Here is an 18,754-nt window from a genome sequence, read left to right as displayed (position 1 = left end):
GGCATGTAATTATTAATGTTTTTTATAATAAAAAGTTATAGAATATACCCTCTTGGTTAACTTATTATTACGCATAATAACCATCCGGGCAGTAATTCACAGCAGTGAATAAATTAGTTTCCCGTTCATCATTTTTGTGATTTTGCGCACATAATTTAACCAGCGATGAATCTTAACCAGCAGGCTGCACGCTTTGTCAGCAGAAGATTGCAACAAACTGTCAGAAGGCCGCGAATCCCCCGTTTTGTCGTGGTAATGTATGCTCTTTGTGTTCTACGGGATAGGTTTTTAAGATGGAAAAACTGCGGGTAGGAATCGTTTTTGGTGGAAAGTCAGCAGAACATGAAGTGTCTCTGCAATCGGCAAAAAACATTGTCGATGCCATTGATAAAAGTCGCTTTGACGTTGTGCTGCTGGGCATTGATAAACAAGGGCAATGGCACGTCAGCGATGCCAGCAATTATTTGCTGAACGCAGACGATCCTGCCCATATTGCGCTGCGCCCTTCGGCCACCAGTCTCGCGCAGGTGCCTGGTAAACATGAACAGCAACTTATTGATGCGCAGAACGGTCAGCCGTTGCCAACGGTGGATGTCATTTTCCCAATTGTCCACGGTACGTTGGGTGAAGATGGTTCCTTGCAGGGAATGCTGCGAGTCGCCAATCTACCGTTTGTCGGTTCCGATGTTCTGGCGTCTGCCGCCTGTATGGATAAAGACGTCACTAAACGTCTGCTGCGTGACGCTGGATTGAACATCGCGCCATTTATTACCCTGACGCGCGCCAATCGCCACAAAATCAGCTACGCCGAAGTGAAGTCTAAACTTGGGTTGCCGCTGTTTGTAAAACCAGCTAATCAGGGGTCCTCTGTTGGCGTCAGCAAAGTGACCAGCGAAGAGCAGTATGCGCTTGCTGTCGATCTGGCGTTCGAGTTCGATCACAAAGTGATCGTTGAGCAAGGGATCAAAGGTCGTGAGATCGAATGCGCGGTTCTGGGTAATGACAATCCGCAAGCCAGTACCTGTGGCGAGATCGTACTGACCAGCGATTTCTACGCCTACGACACCAAGTACATTGACGAAGATGGCGCGAAAGTGGTGGTTCCGGCGGACATTGCACCGGAAATCAACGATAAGATTCGGGCGATTGCTGTTCAGGCTTACCAGGCGTTGGGATGTGCTGGCATGGCGCGTGTAGACGTCTTTTTAACGCCGGAAAACGAGGTGGTGATCAACGAGATCAACACGCTGCCAGGGTTCACTAACATCAGTATGTATCCGAAGCTGTGGCAAGCCAGTGGCCTGGGCTACACCGACCTGATCACACGTTTGATTGAGCTGGCGCTGGAGCGTCACGCAGCGGATAACGCATTGAAAACCACGATGTAATATTCAAACGCCCGGTAATATTATTATTGGGCGTTTAATATTAATGGCAAACGTAAGATTGCCTGATGCGCTTTGCTTATCAGGCCTACCAGATTTTCGTAGGCAGGATAAGGCGTTCACGCCGCATCCGGCGCATTTTGTCAGCACTCCCCCTCTGTTATTGGGCGTTTTCAGTATCTTCTTCGCGACGGCGAATAATCAGTCCCGCCAGCCAGAAGCTAATCACCCACGTCACCAGCCCCACCGCATAGGTTTGCCAGCCTTTTGCTTCAAACCCCAGCAACCCCACTACACCATTAAAAATGAAAATAAGGCCAATGGAAAACGCATAGTAATGCCAGTCGCGGCGGATTTTCACAGGCAGATTCATGGCAGCTCCGTTAACGAAAAACAACATCCTCGCATATTCTGCAACATTCGTCTGTGTCGTAGACTGCACTTTCAGAATCGTTAAAAAATTTAACTTAAAGTTACCATTTTGTGACTCACGGCCAATATTCACGCTTCGGGAATATTCCCAACATCAATTTACCATGATTCTGATATTGACAATCTCAATGACCTGTCAGACTTGCCATAAGCCGCTGGTATCACACCAGAAGAGAAGCAGATGACTTCCGGAGGTTTTTATGGCTGATTTCACCCTGTCAAAATCGCTGTTTAGCGGAAAATATCGCGATGCCTCTTCAACGCCTGGCAACATTGCCTACGCATTGTTTGTGCTGTTTTGCTTTTGGGCTGGGGCGCAATTGCTAAATTTGTTGGTGCATGCACCAGGTGTCTATGAGCGTTTAATGCAGGTCCAGGAGACTGGCCGCCCACGGGTAGAAATTGGTCTGGGGGTAGGCACCATTTTCGGGCTGATCCCGTTTTTGGTTGGCTGCTTCATCTTTGCGGTGGTTGCGGTGTGGCTGCACTGGCGACATCGCCGCCAGTAAGATTTATTTTGCCAGATGCGGCGTACACATCTGGCCTACGATTACCTTTTGGTCACTGCTTCATACAGCGCGCTCGCCTTTCATCGACGCGCTTCGCAAACCATGCAGTGGTAAGGTTACGGGTGATTTTCGGGCTTTCTAGTTGAATACCGGGCAACATCTCACGCGGTAGCGATTTACCCGTTTTCGCTTCGGCGAGTTGATAAACCTTCTTATACAGCGCCGTCTCTTCAAAAGAGAAACTATCCCCTTTCTCTAGCTGACGACGAATTTCGCTGTCGCTCATTCCCAGTTTGCCCGCCAGCTTACGCGTCGCCAGTTCTGTTTTCCCGGGTTCTTTACTGTCGTAACGAATTAAATCACCATCCAGCGCCAGCTTCACGCCACTGGCTTTGCTGACCGCATTCTGAAACGCGGCATTACGACTGGCGTACCAACCGGCATTAAAATCGGCGAAACGGAAAATCGGCGCGCTATAGCTGGCAGGATAATTGAGTAAATGGTAAGTACCGAACCATAATCCGCCGCGACGACTGAAGACTTCCTGACGTACCGTACCGTCCATTTTCCACGGATACCCCCTGGTATGCTGTTCGGCAAAGGCAATGCTGACCTGCATCGGCCCACCGGTGCGCACCGGGTTAAGCGAACCAAACAGCGTCTGCCCCATCGGCACCATGCTGATCAGATCGTCAAAAATTGCACTCAGCTGCTTTTCCGTGCGCACGGAATCTAACCGTTCGCTGTAGCTTTTGCCGTTTGGCGATTTGATTTTTAGCGCGGTATGGACCAGAAATGCAGGGATGTGCATCCGTTCGGCGCGGCGGTCAATCTCTTGCCAGGCGATTTTACTTAATCCTGGAACGACCGGATCCGCCTGATAATTTGACTCCTGCTGCGCCACCGCCAGCACCGAGCAGACATTTTCCATTGTCGGTGCCAGCCCCTGACTTTCAAAAGTGGTGGCAAGATCTTTCGCCCAGGCATCGCGGTCTTTTACGCTGGCGGGTAACTTCTGCCGCACCACGCTCGCAACATCTATCGCTTTTTCGCCCTTTTTCAACGGCTGTGGCGCCTGACTGCTACACCCCGCTAAAACCAGAACCGCCAACAATGAAAGCGAAGACAGATGATTGACTCGCGACATTACCTCTCCTTTTTAGCTCAATGTATGGGTTACCTCCTGAATTTTGTCATTATCCAGTTCATGTTCAAAGCTGCGCAGACGTTTGTAGATCGACATCAACTCGACCAGCGTGGTCCATGAGTTAATCAGATACTGGAAAGCGCCGCGAACCTGCCCAAAAACGTTGGTGATTTGGGTCATCAGGCCGAGCGTAATCGTACCGGCAACAATCGACGGAAACAGCAAGAACAAACCGAAAACGTTATCGACCTGCAGGTAGAGAATGCGGGCGATATTGAAATACATATAGTGAAAATAGAGGCGGAAATAGTTCTTCCGTACCGCGCTGAACAACTCACGCACCGTTGGCGGTGTTGCACGCGTGGCGTCGTCTTCACCGTAGACTAACTCTTTACGGTAGGCGGCTTCTACTCGCTGGTTTTTAAACTCAAGCCCCGGCAGTTTGATCCCCACTACCGCCAGTAATCCGGTCCCCATCAACGACCAGACAATCGCGGCAATCACCAAACCATACGGAATATGCCCAACAACCGGCAACTCTGGCACGTGCGCGGAGAGCGTCACCAGCACCGGCAAGAAGGCGATCAGCGTCATGATGGCGTTAATAAAGCTGACGCCCATATTCTCAAGCGTTGAGGCAAAACGCATGGTGTCTTCCTGCACACGCTGCGCGGCCCCTTCGATATGGCGCAGTTGCTGCCAGTTCGCCATGTAGTATTCGTTCATTGCCGTACGCCAGCGGAACACGTAGTGGCTGACAAAGAAGTTGTTCAGCACACTGATAACCACCGCAATCAGCGCAATCCCCAGAAAGACACCCACTTCGCGATAAAACTGTTCGATGGTCACTTTATGCGGCGAACTGAGCGCGGTTTGAATCAGGTCATAAAACGGTGCATACCAGGCGTTGACAGCCACACCGACTTCCACCAGAAACCAGGTAACGAAGATAATTAGCGCAGTGCCGAGTATTGACCAGTATTGCCAACGATGCGGGCTGTAGATAAACCAGAACAGCGCAAAAAGTCCTACGCAAACAATGTAATAAGCGTAAAAAACCAGGAAATCTAACGACCAGAAACGGGCGGCGCTAATCGGGATCTGCCCAGAAGCCCCGATGATGCGGGCAACCCAGTCACCTCCTCCGGCTTGCCAGAAGATTACGGCAATCAATGCCCAAACAAAGGCCGAGAGAAAAAAGGCTCCCGGTTTTGGGAAAAAAGACTTAAACATATGCACTCCTGCTAGGTTCTTATCGTTTTGGCAACTGCTGTGTATTAACCGTATGGCCGCTTCAAAGAGTCAGCCAAATGAAACCGTCCACTGTGACCAACCGCGGGGCGCTTAGTTCGTCCTCCTGGCTGGAAGAATTGTTTCGACGGATTTCACAAACAAAAGATTGTTTACATAAGCGTATTAACACGTACAGGATCACAAATGCAGACATTGGTGAGCAGGAAAAAGATCGTGTTTACGCGCCGTTACGTTTTTAACACTATTATTGCACTAATTTGCGCTTTGCAATCCATCAACGAGTAGTATAAATACGCTCAGTTACCTTCATTTAATTTATGGACACCACCGTTGAAACGTAGTCTGCTTTTTTCTGCCGTGCTGTGTGCGGCGTCATTGACCTCTGTCCACGCGGCGCAACCTATCGCCGAACCTGAATTCGCCTCTGATATTGTTGATCGCTATGCCGACCATATTTTTTACGGCAGCGGTGCCACCGGGATGGCGCTGGTCGTTATCGACGGCAATCAGCGTGTCTTTCGCAGTTATGGCGAAACTCGCCCTGGTAATAACGTTCGCCCGCAGTTGGATTCGGTAGTACGTATTGCTTCGCTCACCAAGTTGATGACCAGTGAGATGCTGGTGAAATTGCTGGACCAGGGGACAGTGAAGTTAAACGATCCACTGAGTAAATATGCTCCACCAGGCACACGAGTACCGACTTACAATGGAAAGCCCATTACGCTGGTGAATCTGGCTACCCATACCAGCGCCCTGCCCCGTGAACAGCCCGGCGGCGCGGCAAATCGTCCGGTGTTTGTCTGGCCGACGCGCGAGCAACGCTGGAAATACCTTTCAACGGCGAAGCTAAAAGCCGCGCCAGGCAGCCAGGCTGCGTACTCCAACCTTGCGTTTGACCTGCTGGCGGATGCGCTGGCGAATGCGTCCGGCAAGCCTTATACCCAGTTGTTTGAAGAGCAGATTACCCGTCCGCTGGGGATGAAAGACACTACCTACACACCATCACCGGACCAGTGCCGCCGTTTGATGGTTGCCGAGCGCGGCGCCAGTCCGTGTAACAATACGCTGGCGGCCATTGGCAGCGGCGGCGTTTATTCCACACCAGGCGATATGATGCGCTGGATGCAGCAATATTTGTCTTCTGATTTTTATCAGCGTAGTAACCAGGCGGATCGCATGCAGACGCTGATTTATCAGCGTGCACAGTTTACGAAAGTGATTGGCATGGATGTGCCAGGCAGAGCGGATGCTCTCGGTTTAGGCTGGGTGTATATGGCACCGAAGGATGGACGTCCGGGTATTATTCAGAAGACCGGTGGTGGCGGTGGTTTCATTACCTATATGGCAATGATCCCGCAAAAAAATATCGGTGCGTTTGTGGTCGTTACCCGTTCACCATTAACACGGTTTAAAAATATGAGCGATGGCATCAATGATTTGGTGACTGAACTGAGCGGGAATAAACCGCTGGTCATTCCCGCTTCCTGATTAATACTCTGAAGGCAAACGGTTGATAGCGACCAGTTTGCCTTTATTCATTTCGATATAGCCGCCCTTGCGTAAAGCCGCAAGAACTTCTGCCACCACGGAGCGTGATATGCGTGTACGTTGATGGATATAATTCATTACACCAATGCGTGAGCGTAATTCATCATTCCAGTCAATCATTGATAATAGCGTCGCACGGATTTGCTCGTAGGAATTATGCCCAATAAGCTGCACATCGCGTAATTCCAGAATTCTATTTTGCCAGGCTAACCAGTAAAAAGCGTCTCGCCAGAGTTGATTTTGTTCAATAAGTGTAATGGTTTGTTTAGCTGGCAGATGATATCCCGTACAATTTCCTTCTGATATTAATTTGTATGGTATATCGTTTTTCATTAAACCATCAGCCAGTCCCATAATAAAAGGTGCCTGGGTAATGCCGATAAGTACGTTTTCCTCTCTACGCAGAGAGATAATGCCTTCTAAAATAACGAAAGTATCTTCGCTGTTGACATCACTTGAAAATATAACTTGCTTTTCATTATTAAACTCGAAGCGCGTGCCGTATCTGGACAAACATTTATCGAGCTTACCAAATTCCTGAAGAGGTTTAACTACAGATAACATTTGCGCGTCCTTTGCAGTAATGCCCGTCAAATCCTTGACGGGCATTATTTAGATTAAATTACCAGTATTTCTTCAGAGTGAAGAATATTACCAGGTATATTTAACACCCACGTTCGCGGACCAATCTTGATCTACGTCACCACCACCGAGATAGCTAGCATCGGTATAAGCGCTGAAGTTCTTGGTGAAGCTGAACTGAGTACCCAGACCAACACGTACTGCAGACCCTTCAGTACCGTTATCGATGGAATCGCCGTTCACATCGTTATCGTTGTTAGAGTCGTCGTAGACGTAAGCCAGTTTGAAGTACGGAGTCAGAGCCTGGTCTTCGCTGTAAGTGAAGGTATAACCAGCATCTACACCCAGTTCATAACGCATGCTGTCGTAAGACTGACCGTCAACTTTCATGTCGTTGCTCAACTGGTAGTCATCACCAGACTGGAACAGACCAGAAATGCTGCCGTAAGGAGTTACGTAACCAGCATCACCCAGTTTGAAGTCGTAACCGGCTTTCAAACCGAAGCCCCACGCGTCAGAGTTGGTGCTACCGTCAACGTAAGTACCGTTGCTCATGGTTGCAGACAGATCGTTGTTGAAGTGAGAGTAGCTCAAGCTACCATCAACAAAGATGTTGTTTGCGAAGCGAGCAGAAGAGTAGATGTAAGCAGACTGACTGTCTTGATCCACCTGACCAGAACGGTCATTCATGTCGCCTTTACCGAAGCCTGCAGCTGCACCGACGATCCACTTAGCGTTGTTACCATCAATTTTGGTATCAACACCGACCATGATGCCGTTAACATCCTGATCGTAGTCAATGGTACCGTTGTTGCCGTTGAAATTACCACCGAAGTAGCTTACCCATGCGCCGCCGTTATCAGCCAGGCCATGACGAGAGTTGGTCAAACGAGTACCAACGGTGTCTTGTTCCAGGTTCCAGATATTGGTGTTTGCAGACGGGATGCTCAACGCCATGTTAGCGTAGTCAGTCAGCTCGGTCTGATGCAGAACAACAGTGTTACCTTCCTGACGAGCTTCGTAGGTGTATGCACCCAGGTCAGCTTTGTTAGCAGCAGAGAAGGTAGCGTTGGTGTTGACGTCGTTTACATAGATAATTTCTTTATCTTTGTAATCAGCGATTGCGCCAGCGCCAGTTGCGTTGTCGATACGAACTTTGTAGTTACCGGTTGCCGCAACAACGTTGTCTACAGAGCTGTTATCCAGTTCAGTACCGTTATCTACGTCACCGTTACCATTGATAGTCAGGTGACCATCAGAGTTCATAGCAACAATACCATAGCCGTAGTTAGCCTGAGCAGTGTCCCAGGTACGGTCGTTCACCAGGTCAGCGTTCAGAACATAATCGCTACTGTTGATATCGAACACACCAGAAACTACGTTGCCGTTGTGGTCAGCGATGTTGCCGCTAGTCAGTTCCAGTTTGTCAGTACGGAATGCTTCAGTATCAAACTGATCAACGTTCACATCCAGTACACCACCGTTAGTTACGGTGATGGTATTGGCATACAGGTTAGAATAGTTATTCCAGCCAGTAGATTCGGTTAAATTAACGGTACTGTAGCTATCAACAGTCAGGTGGTCTGTAGCTACCAAACCATCTTCCCCAATGTTCATGGAAGAACCGTTGGTTAAGCCAATGGTATCTGACACCAGAGAGGAATCAGTAACATTTACCTGAGAGCCGTTATTTACGGCTAATGTATCAATTACTGAGCTATTAACAGTATTCCATTCTGAACCATTGTTCAGTGCTACGTTAAATACGCCGCTCTGGAATACTTTGTTGTCAATGATACGGCCCCAATCGTTAGCTTCAATGGTGGCACCAGGAGTCAGGCTATTCGGCGCGACATCATACATATCTGCCGGAGCAATTACTTCAGCACTCATGTTTGCTGAACCAACCCACTTACTACCGTTGTCCAGGGTAATGTTCAGTTCATCAACGTTCTGAGCATCATCTACCCAACCGCCGTTGGTATCAAGGACACCGTCGCCGTTGCTGTCATGACCAGTGGAATAGAAGAAGACACCGTCATTATTCCAGTGGCTTGTAAACTCGACATCACCCAACAGGGTTGAATGGTCAAAGTATACATTGTTTTTCATGGAATAATTTGAGCCAGCATTGTCAGAGAACGACAGAGCTACGTCATTTGCGCCACCATTACCAGCGTAATCACTTGGTTCAGCAGATTTACCGAAGAAGCCATTACTTTCTTCAAGCGGAGTCTGTGATCCTGAAGTTACAGTGGAGTTAGACACATTAATGTTGTTGTCCCACTGATGATATTCGCTAGTATAAGTCGTGTTGCTAGTATTGCCTTCAGACAGAGCAATACCCGCTACACGGGAGTTGTTGGTAATATTGATATTGCTTTCAACATCAAGATTTACTGCAACACCCAAAGCGGTATAGAACGTTTCATTGGTTGACTTAGATTTATCACCATCAAGATATGTGTCAGTGAAGTAAAGAGCTTCATAGTCATCATCAATGGTTGAGTTAGCGATGTTCAGCGTAAATACATCACCGTCATACCAGTTCTGATCAATAACAGCATCACCAGACTGAACGAACCTATAACCATCGCTATATTCACCTGTATCTTTGTCATAAGTGAAGTAGCCACGGGGCTGCATGGAGGTGATTGAACCATGAATCACAGAATTAGTGATATCTACCTGGTTGGTTGTACCAGAGGCATAATCATGATTCAGGTAGTAGGTAGAAATCGTGCCGTTTACAGTGTCACCGTTAAATGACTGGTCGAAATCACCATTGGTGTTGTTGTAGTAAACAAAGCCATTATAATCTACATAGTTACCATCAACAGTATTCGGTTGGTCCATATTGCGCCAATCCAGAGCAGTAGTTGGATTGTCGTAATAAGTCCAGGTATCATAAGTAGTTGCATTAGCCTGAGAGGTGATAGCCAGAGTGCAAGCCAATGCTAATTGTGATACTACAAGTTTCTTTTTCCAGGAGTGCATTTGTCATCCCTCCTCAGGGACGTAATAAGTTGATCCATCAATTATCAATGCATAGAAAACATATTATGTTTCGCGTTTACGATTATGCGGCGTTACAGATGAATGGTTCAATTATTCTTTCCCCTAAGTCCGAATGTGGACATATAGAAAAAACATCCACGCACGCAAAGAATAAATTGACAAAACACAGCATTTCAACACGTTAATGAAAGCATTAATTTTGAAACATAGCCTATGAAAATATCAAACCAACAAATCAGATAAATAATGTATCAATAAACAATGAACTTTAATTCATTCAATTTTTGACAGCCAAACCAAATCAGCAAAAACAATAACCGAGAACTATAAATAAAAATTAAAAATATTTTCAGTGAATATAAATTTATTGCTGTTTCTATTAAAAAGATGTCCTGGCTTCTCTTTCATTCTCTTCTTGTCAACATCACGACAACTTTCGTAAAACACTCCCGCCCAGCATCAGGTATACTGTGCGCCTCAATTCCACAAACATCAGGCAGACCATGACAGACTTAATCCAACGCCCTCGTCGCCTGCGCAAATCTCCTGCGCTGCGCGCAATGTTTGAAGAGACAACACTTAGCCTTAACGACCTGGTGTTGCCGATCTTTGTTGAAGAAGAAATTGACGACTACAAAGCCGTTGAAGCCATGCCCGGCGTGATGCGCATTCCAGAGAAACATCTGGCACGCGAAATTGAACGCATCGCCAATGCCGGTATTCGTTCGGTAATGACTTTCGGCATCTCTCACCATACCGATGAAACCGGCAGCGATGCCTGGCGGGAAGATGGCCTGGTGGCGCGTATGTCGCGCATCTGCAAGCAGACTGTGCCTGAAATGATCGTTATGTCAGACACCTGCTTCTGTGAATACACGTCTCACGGTCACTGCGGCGTGCTGTGCGAGCATGGCGTCGACAACGACGCAACCCTCGAAAATTTAGGCAAACAAGCGGTGGTTGCCGCTGCCGCCGGTGCAGACTTCATCGCCCCTTCCGCTGCAATGGACGGTCAGGTGCAGGCAATTCGCCAGGCGCTGGATGCTGCAGGCTTTAAAGATACGGCGATCATGTCGTATTCAACCAAATTCGCCTCCTCCTTTTATGGTCCGTTCCGTGAAGCTGCCGGAAGTGCATTAAAAGGCGACCGTAAAAGCTATCAGATGAACCCAATGAACCGTCGCGAGGCGATTCGTGAGTCACTGCTGGATGAAGCCCAGGGCGCAGACTGCCTGATGGTTAAACCAGCCGGAGCATACCTCGACATCGTGCGAGAGCTGCGTGAACGTACTGAATTGCCGATTGGCGCGTATCAGGTGAGTGGCGAGTATGCGATGATTAAATTCGCCGCGCTGGCAGGTGCTATAGATGAAGAGAAAGTGGTGCTCGAAAGCTTAGGTTCAATTAAGCGTGCGGGTGCGGATCTGATTTTCAGCTACTTTGCGCTGGATCTGGCCGAGAAGAAGATTCTGCGTTAATGATCATTATGCCGGGTAATCCCTACCCGGCACTTCCCCTTTATCCCGCCCGATAAAACGGTTTATCCCCGAGGATCGTCGCCCGATGCATTATCCGCCGCTGTGGCAGGTAATTCGCATTCGCATAGTGCTGAGTCACGCGGTTATCCCAAATCGCAATATCATTTGGCTGCCAGCGCCAGCGCACCTGAAACTCCGGCTTGGTGATATGGGCGAATAAAAAGCCTAACAAGGCTTCGCTCTCTTTCTCGCTAACATCAACAATTCGCGTGGTAAAGCCTTCATTAACAAACAGAGCCTGTTTGCCGCTCACCGGATGAGTACGCACCACTGGATGCAACAATGGCGGATTTTTCGCAACCGCCTCGCGCCAACGTTGATGTTCCTCTTCGGTTTTGCGGTACTTGTATTCCGGGAACGATTTACGGAAATCATGCTCCGCACGCAGTCCGCTCAAAAGCTGACGGAAAGGAACAGAAAGCGCCTCATATGCCGCGATACCACTGGTCCAGAGCGTATCGCCACCGGTCGATGGCAACTCTTTCGCTGCCAGAATCGCCCCTGCGGGCGGCGTCTCAATAAATGTCACATCGGTGTGCCAGTTGTCGTTATCCGGCGGATTATCGTTATGGGTGTCCAGTACAATGATCTCGTCAACCCCTTCGGCATGAGGATAAACAGGATGAATATGCAGTTCGCCAAAACGCTGGGCCAGCGCACGTTGCTGCTGTGGCGTAATCGCCTGTTCACGCACAAACACCACCTGATGGCGAAGCACCGCATGGTAAAGCTGTTCAAACTGATTATCGCTTAACGGGCGCGTCAGGTCGGCACCCGAAATTTGTGCGCCAATATACGGCCCCAGCGGGGTAATGCTCAGACGTTCACTCATTGTACTTCTCCATGCCAGGGCGTCAGGCGGCGCTGTAACGCGCGCAGACCCAGTTCTAAAAGAAAGGCGATAATCGCAATCACCACGATCCCCGCCAGCACCACATCAGTCGCGAGAAACTCCCCCGCAGACTGAACCATAAAACCTAAGCCTCGCGTCGCGGCAATCAGCTCCGCCGCCACCAGCGTAGACCAGCCTACCCCCAGACCAATGCGTAATCCGGTGAGGATTTCCGGCAGCGCACCAGGCAAAATGACAAACCACAGCACCTGCGCACGGCTGGCCCCCAGCGACTGCGCTGCACGAACGCGAACCTGCTGCGCGCTTTTCACCCCCGCCAACGCCGACATCGCCACCGGTGCAAAAATCGCTAAATAGATCAGTAAGATTTTCGAGGTTTCGCCAATACCAAACCAGATCACCATCAGCGGCAAATAGGCCAGCGGCGGCACGGGACGATAAAGCTCGATTATCGGATCCAGAATGCCGCGCACCGTTGGGCTAAGTCCCATCGCGATCCCGACAGGAATACCGATCAACACCGCCGCAAGTAACGCCAGCATAATACGTGTCAGGCTGGCGGCCAGATGCTGCCACAGCGTGGCGTCCATAAATCCTTGCGGTCCGGCAATGGTGAGCAGTTTTTCCAGTACCTGTTGCGGCGGTGGCAAAAACAGCGGGCTAATCAGTTGCAGCGCCGCCACCGTCCACCATACGGTGAGTAAAACCGCTAACGTGCCAACGCTTAAGGTCACTTGCCGCGAGAGCGGCCAGCGCCATTTCAACCGACGCGAATGCAGTTTTTCGTTAATGAGCACGCTCATGAGAACGCCTCCCGTTGCTCAAATACGCGGCTTAAAACATATTCGCGCATGGCAATAAACTGTGGATCGGACTTGATGCTGCGACTCGATTCTCCCGCAACAAAGCGGTGAGCGAAGTCGAGCGGCAGACGCTCCAGCACACGCCCCGGCCCAGGCGAAAGCAGAACCAGTTCGGTCGCCATAAACACCGCTTCCTCTATATCGTGAGTAATCAACAATACCTGCTTGCCAGTCTCCTGCCAGAGTTTCAGCAACAAGGTTTGCATCTGATCGCGGGTAAAGGCGTCCAGCGCGCCAAACGGCTCATCGAGTAATAACAGTTGAGGATTTGCCGCCAGCGCGCGGGCAATCCCCACCCGCTGACGTTGGCCACCAGAAAGCTGCCAGATGAAGCGTTTTTCTGCGCCTTCCAGACCCACTTTTTTCAGCATCTGGCGAGCGATTTCCAGACGCTGCATTTTCTCCATCCCCGCCAGTTGCAGACCGAACGTCACGTTGTCCTGCACATTGCGCCACGGTAGCAATCCTTCATTCTGAAAAACCACGCCACGTTCTGCCCCCGGTCCCTGAATGCGTTTGCCCGCCAGTTGAATGCTCCCGTGCTGGTAAGGCACAAAACCGGCAATCAAATTCAGCAAGGAGGTTTTACCGCAGCCTGACGGTCCCAGCACTACCAGCAGCTCGCTGCTTTCCAGCGTCAGGTTGATATCTTCCAGCACCGGTTTGCCGCCATAATCGGCGTAAAGATGAGAGATTTGCAGCATCCACTTCTCCTTTTATTGCACGAAGCGAGAGGTAACGTACTGGCTGTAATCATTCGCCACGGCGGGGACTTTGCCCTGATCTTTCAAAAACTGGGCGGTATCGATGATCGCTTTGTTCACCGGTCCGGTCAGTTCTGCTGTTTGCTGCTGCGGCGTCAGATAGGTGTTTCCCTTCACCAGCCCCGGTACGTCACCTTCCGGTACACCGCTTAAGCGCGCCAGTTTGCTGATGTTTTCCGGCTGTTTCAGCCACGCATCAGGGTTAGCAATGTACGGTTGCTGGGCAGCGATGGCGCTTTTAGCGAATGCTTTCACTACCTCAGGATGTTTCTCGGCAAAATCTTTACGTACTACCCAGACATCCAGCGTCGGTGCGCCCCACTGCCCTACCTGTTCAGAATCGGTCAGCACCTTGCCGTCTTTTTCCAGGGCGTTAACCGCCGGTGCCCAGACGTAAGCACCATCAATATCTCCCCGTTGCCAGGCGGCGATAATCGCGGGCGGTTGCAGGTTCACAATCTCCACTTGTCCAGGTTTAATACCCCAGTGTTTCAGCGCAGCCAGCAGGCTGTAGTGCGTGGTGGAGATAAACGGCACGGCAATACGTTTACCAATCAAGTCATCCGGTTTACTGATGGCTTTCTTCACCACCAACGCCTCGGAGTTGCCCAGTTTTGACGCCAGCAAAAAGACTTCAATTGGCACCTGTTGGCTGGCTGCCACCGCTAATGGGCTGGAGCCAAGATTTCCAATTTGCACATCACCCGAAGCCAATGCCCGAACGATACTGGCCCCGCTGTCAAACTTACGCCAGTCCACCGTCGCCCCGCTCTCTTTGGCAAAGGTGTTATCAGCCTGAGCCACCTTCGCTGGTTCGGCGGAGGTTTGATACGCAACGGTGACGTTCACCGCCTGCGCCTGAAAAGCGATGAATGCCAGTGCGACAAGAAGTGTGTTACGCGATGAAATTGCCATGATTGTCTGCTCCCCTGTCTTGTTATAGGTGCAGTATTCGCGGACAAAGCCATTTGATAAAAGAATTAGTCGTTATGGCAAAGATGATTTCATTCTTAGCAAAAAAACAGCAAAGGAAAGATTAAATATGCAATTACCCCACTCTAACAACTCAGTAAATTACTGCACTTCACTTTATCAACGCATAAACAAGCAGATTATGAGGCTTATTATTTCATTAATAGCAATACATACAATGAAATTATTATATTCGAATTACATATATCACTGTATCATTCTCAATCAACCTCATAATATATTCACATAGCATATATATACAATGTTTGTGTTCAGAACATATTTTTTAAATGCAATTAATTGACAAACTAAATCACATTTAAATACAATATATAAAACAATATAACTATACAAACCAAACACACAAACACTTAACATATGAACTACATAAAAAATCACCCAGTCGTATTCCCGTGTCTGAAAGTCCCTTGCCTTTCAGTTATTAGCAATATTTAACACTTATAAAATTAGCATCTTACTGCGCCAGAGATTACGTCTCTGTGCGTATCGCTGCGCTTGTAGTATAATAATTAAAATGGAGTGTCATTAAGTGGATAAGGTTTTAGACTCAGCCATCCTTTCTTCGGAAAATAAAAGAAAGGGTATCCTTGCTATTGGCGCACATCCTGACGATATAGAATTAGGCTGTGGCGCATCGCTAGCTCGCCTTGCGCAAAAAGGAATTTATATTGCTGCTGTGGTGATGACTACCGGCAATTCTGGCGTAGATGGAATAATCGATCGCCACGAAGAATCACGCAACGCCCTAAAGATATTAGGGTGCCAACAAACTATTCATCTTAATTTTGCTGACACCCGCGCTCATTTACAGCTCAATGATATGATTTCTGCCCTGGAAAACATTATTAAAAATGAAATTCCCTCTGATATAGAAATCACTCGTGTATACACCATGCATGATGCCGACCGTCATCAGGATCATCTTGCCGTCTATCAGGCTTCAATGGTTGCCTGCCGTTCTATTCCACAAATTCTCGGCTATGAAACGCCAAGCACCTGGCTTTCATTTATGCCTCAGGTTTTTGAATCCGTGGAAGAAAAATATTTTTCTCTTAAACTGACTGCGTTAAAAAAACATCAAAGTCAGAGCCAGCGAGATTATATGCGCCCGGAGCGTCTGCGTGCTGTTGCACAATTTCGCGGACAACAGGTCAATAGCGATCTGGGTGAAGGCTTTGTTATTCATAAAATGATTCTTTGAGCAGATTAAATGAAAACCTGGATCTTTATATTTATGGCCGTAGCAATGTTGCTATGGTTTTTAAGTACGCTAAGACGCAAGCCCAGCCAAAAGAAAGGCTGTATTGACGCTATTATACCTGCTTATAACGAAGGCCCGTGTCTGGCGCAGTCACTGGATAATCTGCTGCGTAACCCTTATTTTTGCCGGGTAATTTGCGTTAACGACGGCTCCACGGACAATACCGAAGCGGTCATGGCAGAAGTCAAACGCAAATGGGGCGACCGCTTTATTGCCGTCACGCAAAAAAATACCGGTAAAGGTGGTGCGCTGATGAATGGCCTCAATTACGCCACCTGCGACCAGGTTTTTTTAAGTGATGCCGACACCTATGTTCCGCCCGATCAAGACGGAATGGGCTATATGCTGGCAGAAATTGAGCGCGGTGCTGATGCAGTAGGCGGCATTCCCTCTACTGCGTTGAAAGGCGCAGGCCTGTTACCGCATATCCGCGCGACCGTAAAGTTGCCGATGATTGTTATGAAGCGCACGCTACAGCAGCTCCTGGGCGGCGCACCGTTTATTATCAGCGGTGCCTGTGGGATGTTCCGTACAGATGTATTGCGTAAGTTCGGTTTCTCTGATCGGACTAAAGTCGAAGACCTTGATCTCACCTGGACATTGGTGGCGAACGGCTACCGTATTCGGCAGGCGAATCGCTGCATCGTATACCCACAGGAATGCAACAGCCCGCGTGAGGAGTGGCGTCGCTGGCGGCGCTGGATTGTGGGCTACGCAGTCTGTATGCGTCTGCATAAAAAGCTTTTATTTAGCCGCTTCGGTATATTCAGTATTTTCCCCATGCTGTTGGTCGTGCTCTATGGCGTTGGGATTTATCTGACCACCTGGTTTAATGAATTAATCACCACCGGGCCACATGGCGTAGTGTTGGCAATGTTTCCGCTTATCTGGGTCGGCGTAGTTTGTGTTATTGGTGCTTTTAGCGCCTGGTTTCATCGTTGCTGGTTGTTGGTGCCTTTAGCACCACTTTCCGTTGTGTATGTATTATTAGCTTATGCCATCTGGATTATTTATGGACTTATTGCCTTTGTTACTGGACGCGAGCCTCAGCGTGACAAACCCACCCGTTATTCCGCACTGGTGGAAGCGCCAACCGCTTATTCCCAACCATCTGTCGCAGGAACTGAAAAGCTATCTGAAGCTTAATATTAAAGAGAAAAATATTCAGATAGCAGACCAGGTGATTATTGATGAAAGCGCCGGTGAAGTTGTTATCGGCGCCAATACCCGTATTTGTCACGGTGCGGTTATTCAAGGACCGGTCGTGATTGGCGCAAACTGCCTGATAGGTAATTATGCGTTTATTCGCCCCGGCACGGTAATCAGCAATGGCGTAAAAATTGGTTTTGCCACTGAAATAAAAAATGCGGTTATTGAAATGGAAGCGATGATTGGACCGCAATGTTTTATTGCCGATTCCGTTGTTGCAAGCCAGGCATATTTGGGCGCACAAGTGCGTACCAGTAACCATCGACTGGATGAACAGCCAGTATCTGTTCGCACCCCAGAGGGTATTATCGCTACCGGCTGCGATAAATTAGGTTGTTATATTGGTCAGCGTTCACGTCTTGGCGTGCAGGTAATTATTTTACCTGGGCGAATTATTTCACCGAACACGCAACTTGGCCCGCGCGTGATTGTAGAACGTAATTTACCTACCGGAAATTATTCACTCCGGCAAGAGCTTATCCGTACAGGAGATTAAAATGATAAAACGGACGTTATTAGCGGCGGCAATCTTTAGCGCATTGCCCGCTTATGCCGGGTTGACTTCTATTACCGCAGGCTACGATTTTACCGATTATTCTGGCGACCATGGCAACCGTAATTTAGCGTATGCTGAACTGGTGGCGAAAGTTGAAAACGCAACGCTGCTTTTTAATCTTTCCCAGGGGCGCCGTGATTATGAGACTGAACGATTCAATGCCACTCGTGGTCAGGGCGCTGTCTGGTACAAATGGAATAACTGGCTGACAACCCGCACAGGGATTGCCTTTGCCGATAATACTCCGGTTTTTGCTCGCCAGGATTTTCGTCAGGATATTAACCTGGCCCTGCTGCCAAAAACGCTGTTCACGACCGGTTATCGCTACACCAAATATTACGATGATGTTGAAGTCGATGCCTGGCAAGGCGGCGTATCGCTCTACACTGGCCCGGTGATCACCAGCTATCGCTATACCCATTATGACTCCAGCGATGCGGGCGGCAGTTACAGCAATATGATTTCCGTACGTCTGAATGACCCACGCGGCGGCGGTTATACTCAACTTTGGCTTAGTCGTGGGACGGGAGCTTACACCTACGACTGGTCGCCAGAGACGCGTCACGGCAGCATGAAGAGCGTCAGTTTACAACGTATCCAGCCTTTGACAGAGCAGCTTAATCTGGGAGTGACTGTCGGTAAAGTATGGTACGACACGCCAACCGATGATTATAACGGCCTGCAATTCGCTGCTAATCTGACCTGGAAATTCTGATTCTTTCCGCCGCCTGCTATCCGGGCGGCAATCCCATGTGATTAGCGCCCAAACACTCTTCTTCCCTCTTCGTTTCCTCCAGATATCCCCCCACATTCATCGGATAAATTTTATTCTCTAGTGTTAT

At 48.8% G+C, this 18,754-nt stretch carries 17 protein-coding genes; 8 read left to right on the top strand and 9 right to left on the bottom strand.

Features of this window, described 5'->3' with window-relative positions; all coding sequences use genetic code 11:
- Positions 1–293: 293 nt before the first annotated feature.
- The gene (ddlA, locus tag A9180_RS05995) at positions 294–1,388 is read left to right on the top strand and encodes a D-alanine--D-alanine ligase (RefSeq protein ID WP_064527079.1); all 1,095 of its coding nucleotides are present in this window, start codon (positions 294–296) and stop codon (positions 1,386–1,388) included.
- 157 nt (positions 1,389–1,545) lie between these two features.
- Here the strand turns inward: ddlA and A9180_RS24165 are convergent, their stop codons facing one another.
- Positions 1,546–1,758 (bottom strand): DUF2754 domain-containing protein, encoded by a 213-nt coding sequence (locus A9180_RS24165; RefSeq protein ID WP_064527178.1) that lies wholly within the window; start codon positions 1,756–1,758, stop codon positions 1,546–1,548.
- Positions 1,759–2,017: 259 nt separating this feature from the next.
- On the opposite strand from A9180_RS24165, the gene A9180_RS05985 reads away from it, so the two are divergent.
- On the top strand, positions 2,018–2,326 hold the full coding sequence (locus A9180_RS05985; RefSeq protein ID WP_064527077.1) for a YaiY family protein: 309 nt from the start codon (positions 2,018–2,020) through the stop codon (positions 2,324–2,326).
- Positions 2,327–2,378: 52 nt separating this feature from the next.
- Here A9180_RS05985 and yaiW read toward each other — a convergent pair whose 3' ends face one another.
- Both yaiW and sbmA read right to left on the bottom strand, forming a co-directional pair.
- Positions 2,379–3,473: a surface-exposed outer membrane lipoprotein YaiW gene (yaiW, locus tag A9180_RS05980; protein ID WP_064527075.1), complete on the bottom strand. Its 1,095-nt coding sequence runs from the start codon at positions 3,471–3,473 to the stop codon at positions 2,379–2,381.
- A 12-nt stretch (positions 3,474–3,485) separates the two neighbouring features.
- The gene (sbmA, locus tag A9180_RS05975) at positions 3,486–4,706 is read right to left on the bottom strand and encodes a peptide antibiotic transporter SbmA (protein WP_064527073.1); all 1,221 of its coding nucleotides are present in this window, start codon (positions 4,704–4,706) and stop codon (positions 3,486–3,488) included.
- Positions 4,707–5,057: 351 nt separating this feature from the next.
- Between sbmA and ampH the strand changes: the two genes are divergently transcribed.
- Positions 5,058–6,215 carry a D-alanyl-D-alanine-carboxypeptidase/endopeptidase AmpH gene (gene ampH, locus A9180_RS05965; RefSeq protein ID WP_064527069.1) on the top strand — a complete coding sequence of 386 codons (1,158 nt, stop codon included), beginning with the start codon at positions 5,058–5,060 and terminating at the stop codon, positions 6,213–6,215.
- On the opposite strand, the gene iprA is transcribed toward ampH, so the two are convergent.
- Both iprA and A9180_RS05955 read right to left on the bottom strand, forming a co-directional pair.
- A complete protein-coding gene (iprA, locus tag A9180_RS05960; protein ID WP_064527067.1) occupies positions 6,216–6,839 on the bottom strand; it encodes a hydrogen peroxide resistance inhibitor IprA in 624 nt (207 codons plus the stop codon).
- Positions 6,840–6,926: 87 nt separating this feature from the next.
- Entirely contained in the window at positions 6,927–9,854 is a 2,928-nt protein-coding gene (locus tag A9180_RS05955) for an autotransporter outer membrane beta-barrel domain-containing protein (protein ID WP_064527065.1), read from the bottom strand.
- A 524-nt stretch (positions 9,855–10,378) separates the two neighbouring features.
- On the opposite strand from A9180_RS05955, the gene hemB reads away from it, so the two are divergent.
- Positions 10,379–11,353, top strand: a complete 975-nt coding sequence (hemB, locus tag A9180_RS05950) for a porphobilinogen synthase (protein ID WP_001295337.1) — start codon at positions 10,379–10,381, stop codon at positions 11,351–11,353.
- A 40-nt stretch (positions 11,354–11,393) separates the two neighbouring features.
- Here hemB and tauD read toward each other — a convergent pair whose 3' ends face one another.
- From tauD to tauA, 4 genes are read right to left on the bottom strand one after another with little or no spacing between them, the layout of a single operon-like run.
- Positions 11,394–12,245 (bottom strand): taurine dioxygenase, encoded by an 852-nt coding sequence (gene tauD, locus A9180_RS05945; protein WP_064527063.1) that lies wholly within the window; start codon positions 12,243–12,245, stop codon positions 11,394–11,396.
- On the bottom strand, positions 12,242–13,069 hold the full coding sequence (gene tauC, locus A9180_RS05940; protein ID WP_064527061.1) for a taurine ABC transporter permease TauC: 828 nt from the start codon (positions 13,067–13,069) through the stop codon (positions 12,242–12,244). Before tauC ends, tauD begins: the two co-directional genes overlap by 4 nt.
- The gene (tauB, locus tag A9180_RS05935; RefSeq protein ID WP_064527059.1) at positions 13,066–13,833 is read right to left on the bottom strand and encodes a taurine ABC transporter ATP-binding subunit; all 768 of its coding nucleotides are present in this window, start codon (positions 13,831–13,833) and stop codon (positions 13,066–13,068) included. The genes tauC and tauB overlap by 4 nt, the downstream gene beginning before the upstream one ends.
- Positions 13,834–13,845: 12 nt before the next feature.
- The gene (gene tauA, locus A9180_RS05930) at positions 13,846–14,808 is read right to left on the bottom strand and encodes a taurine ABC transporter substrate-binding protein (RefSeq protein WP_064527057.1); all 963 of its coding nucleotides are present in this window, start codon (positions 14,806–14,808) and stop codon (positions 13,846–13,848) included.
- A gap of 607 nt (positions 14,809–15,415) precedes the next feature.
- On the opposite strand from tauA, the gene A9180_RS05925 reads away from it, so the two are divergent.
- Genes A9180_RS05925 through A9180_RS05910 form a run of 4 tightly spaced genes read left to right on the top strand, consistent with a single transcriptional unit; the run spans position 15,416 to position 18,627 of the window.
- Entirely contained in the window at positions 15,416–16,087 is a 672-nt protein-coding gene (locus A9180_RS05925; protein WP_064527055.1) for a PIG-L deacetylase family protein, read from the top strand.
- Positions 16,088–16,096: 9 nt separating this feature from the next.
- Entirely contained in the window at positions 16,097–17,293 is a 1,197-nt protein-coding gene (locus tag A9180_RS05920; protein ID WP_064527053.1) for a glycosyltransferase, read from the top strand.
- Entirely contained in the window at positions 17,259–17,852 is a 594-nt protein-coding gene (locus tag A9180_RS05915; RefSeq protein ID WP_225221455.1) for an acetyltransferase, read from the top strand. The genes A9180_RS05920 and A9180_RS05915 overlap by 35 nt, the downstream gene beginning before the upstream one ends.
- 1 nt (position 17,853) lies before the next feature.
- Positions 17,854–18,627, top strand: coding sequence for a YaiO family outer membrane beta-barrel protein (locus A9180_RS05910; RefSeq protein ID WP_064527051.1), 774 nt, complete (start codon positions 17,854–17,856; stop codon positions 18,625–18,627).
- The last annotated feature ends 127 nt before the right edge of the window (positions 18,628–18,754 follow it).

It is taken from the genome of Escherichia sp. B1147 (assembly GCF_001660175.1).
Classification (GTDB): domain Bacteria; phylum Pseudomonadota; class Gammaproteobacteria; order Enterobacterales; family Enterobacteriaceae; genus Escherichia; species Escherichia whittamii.
This window is presented reverse-complemented; position numbering and strand designations above follow the sequence as displayed.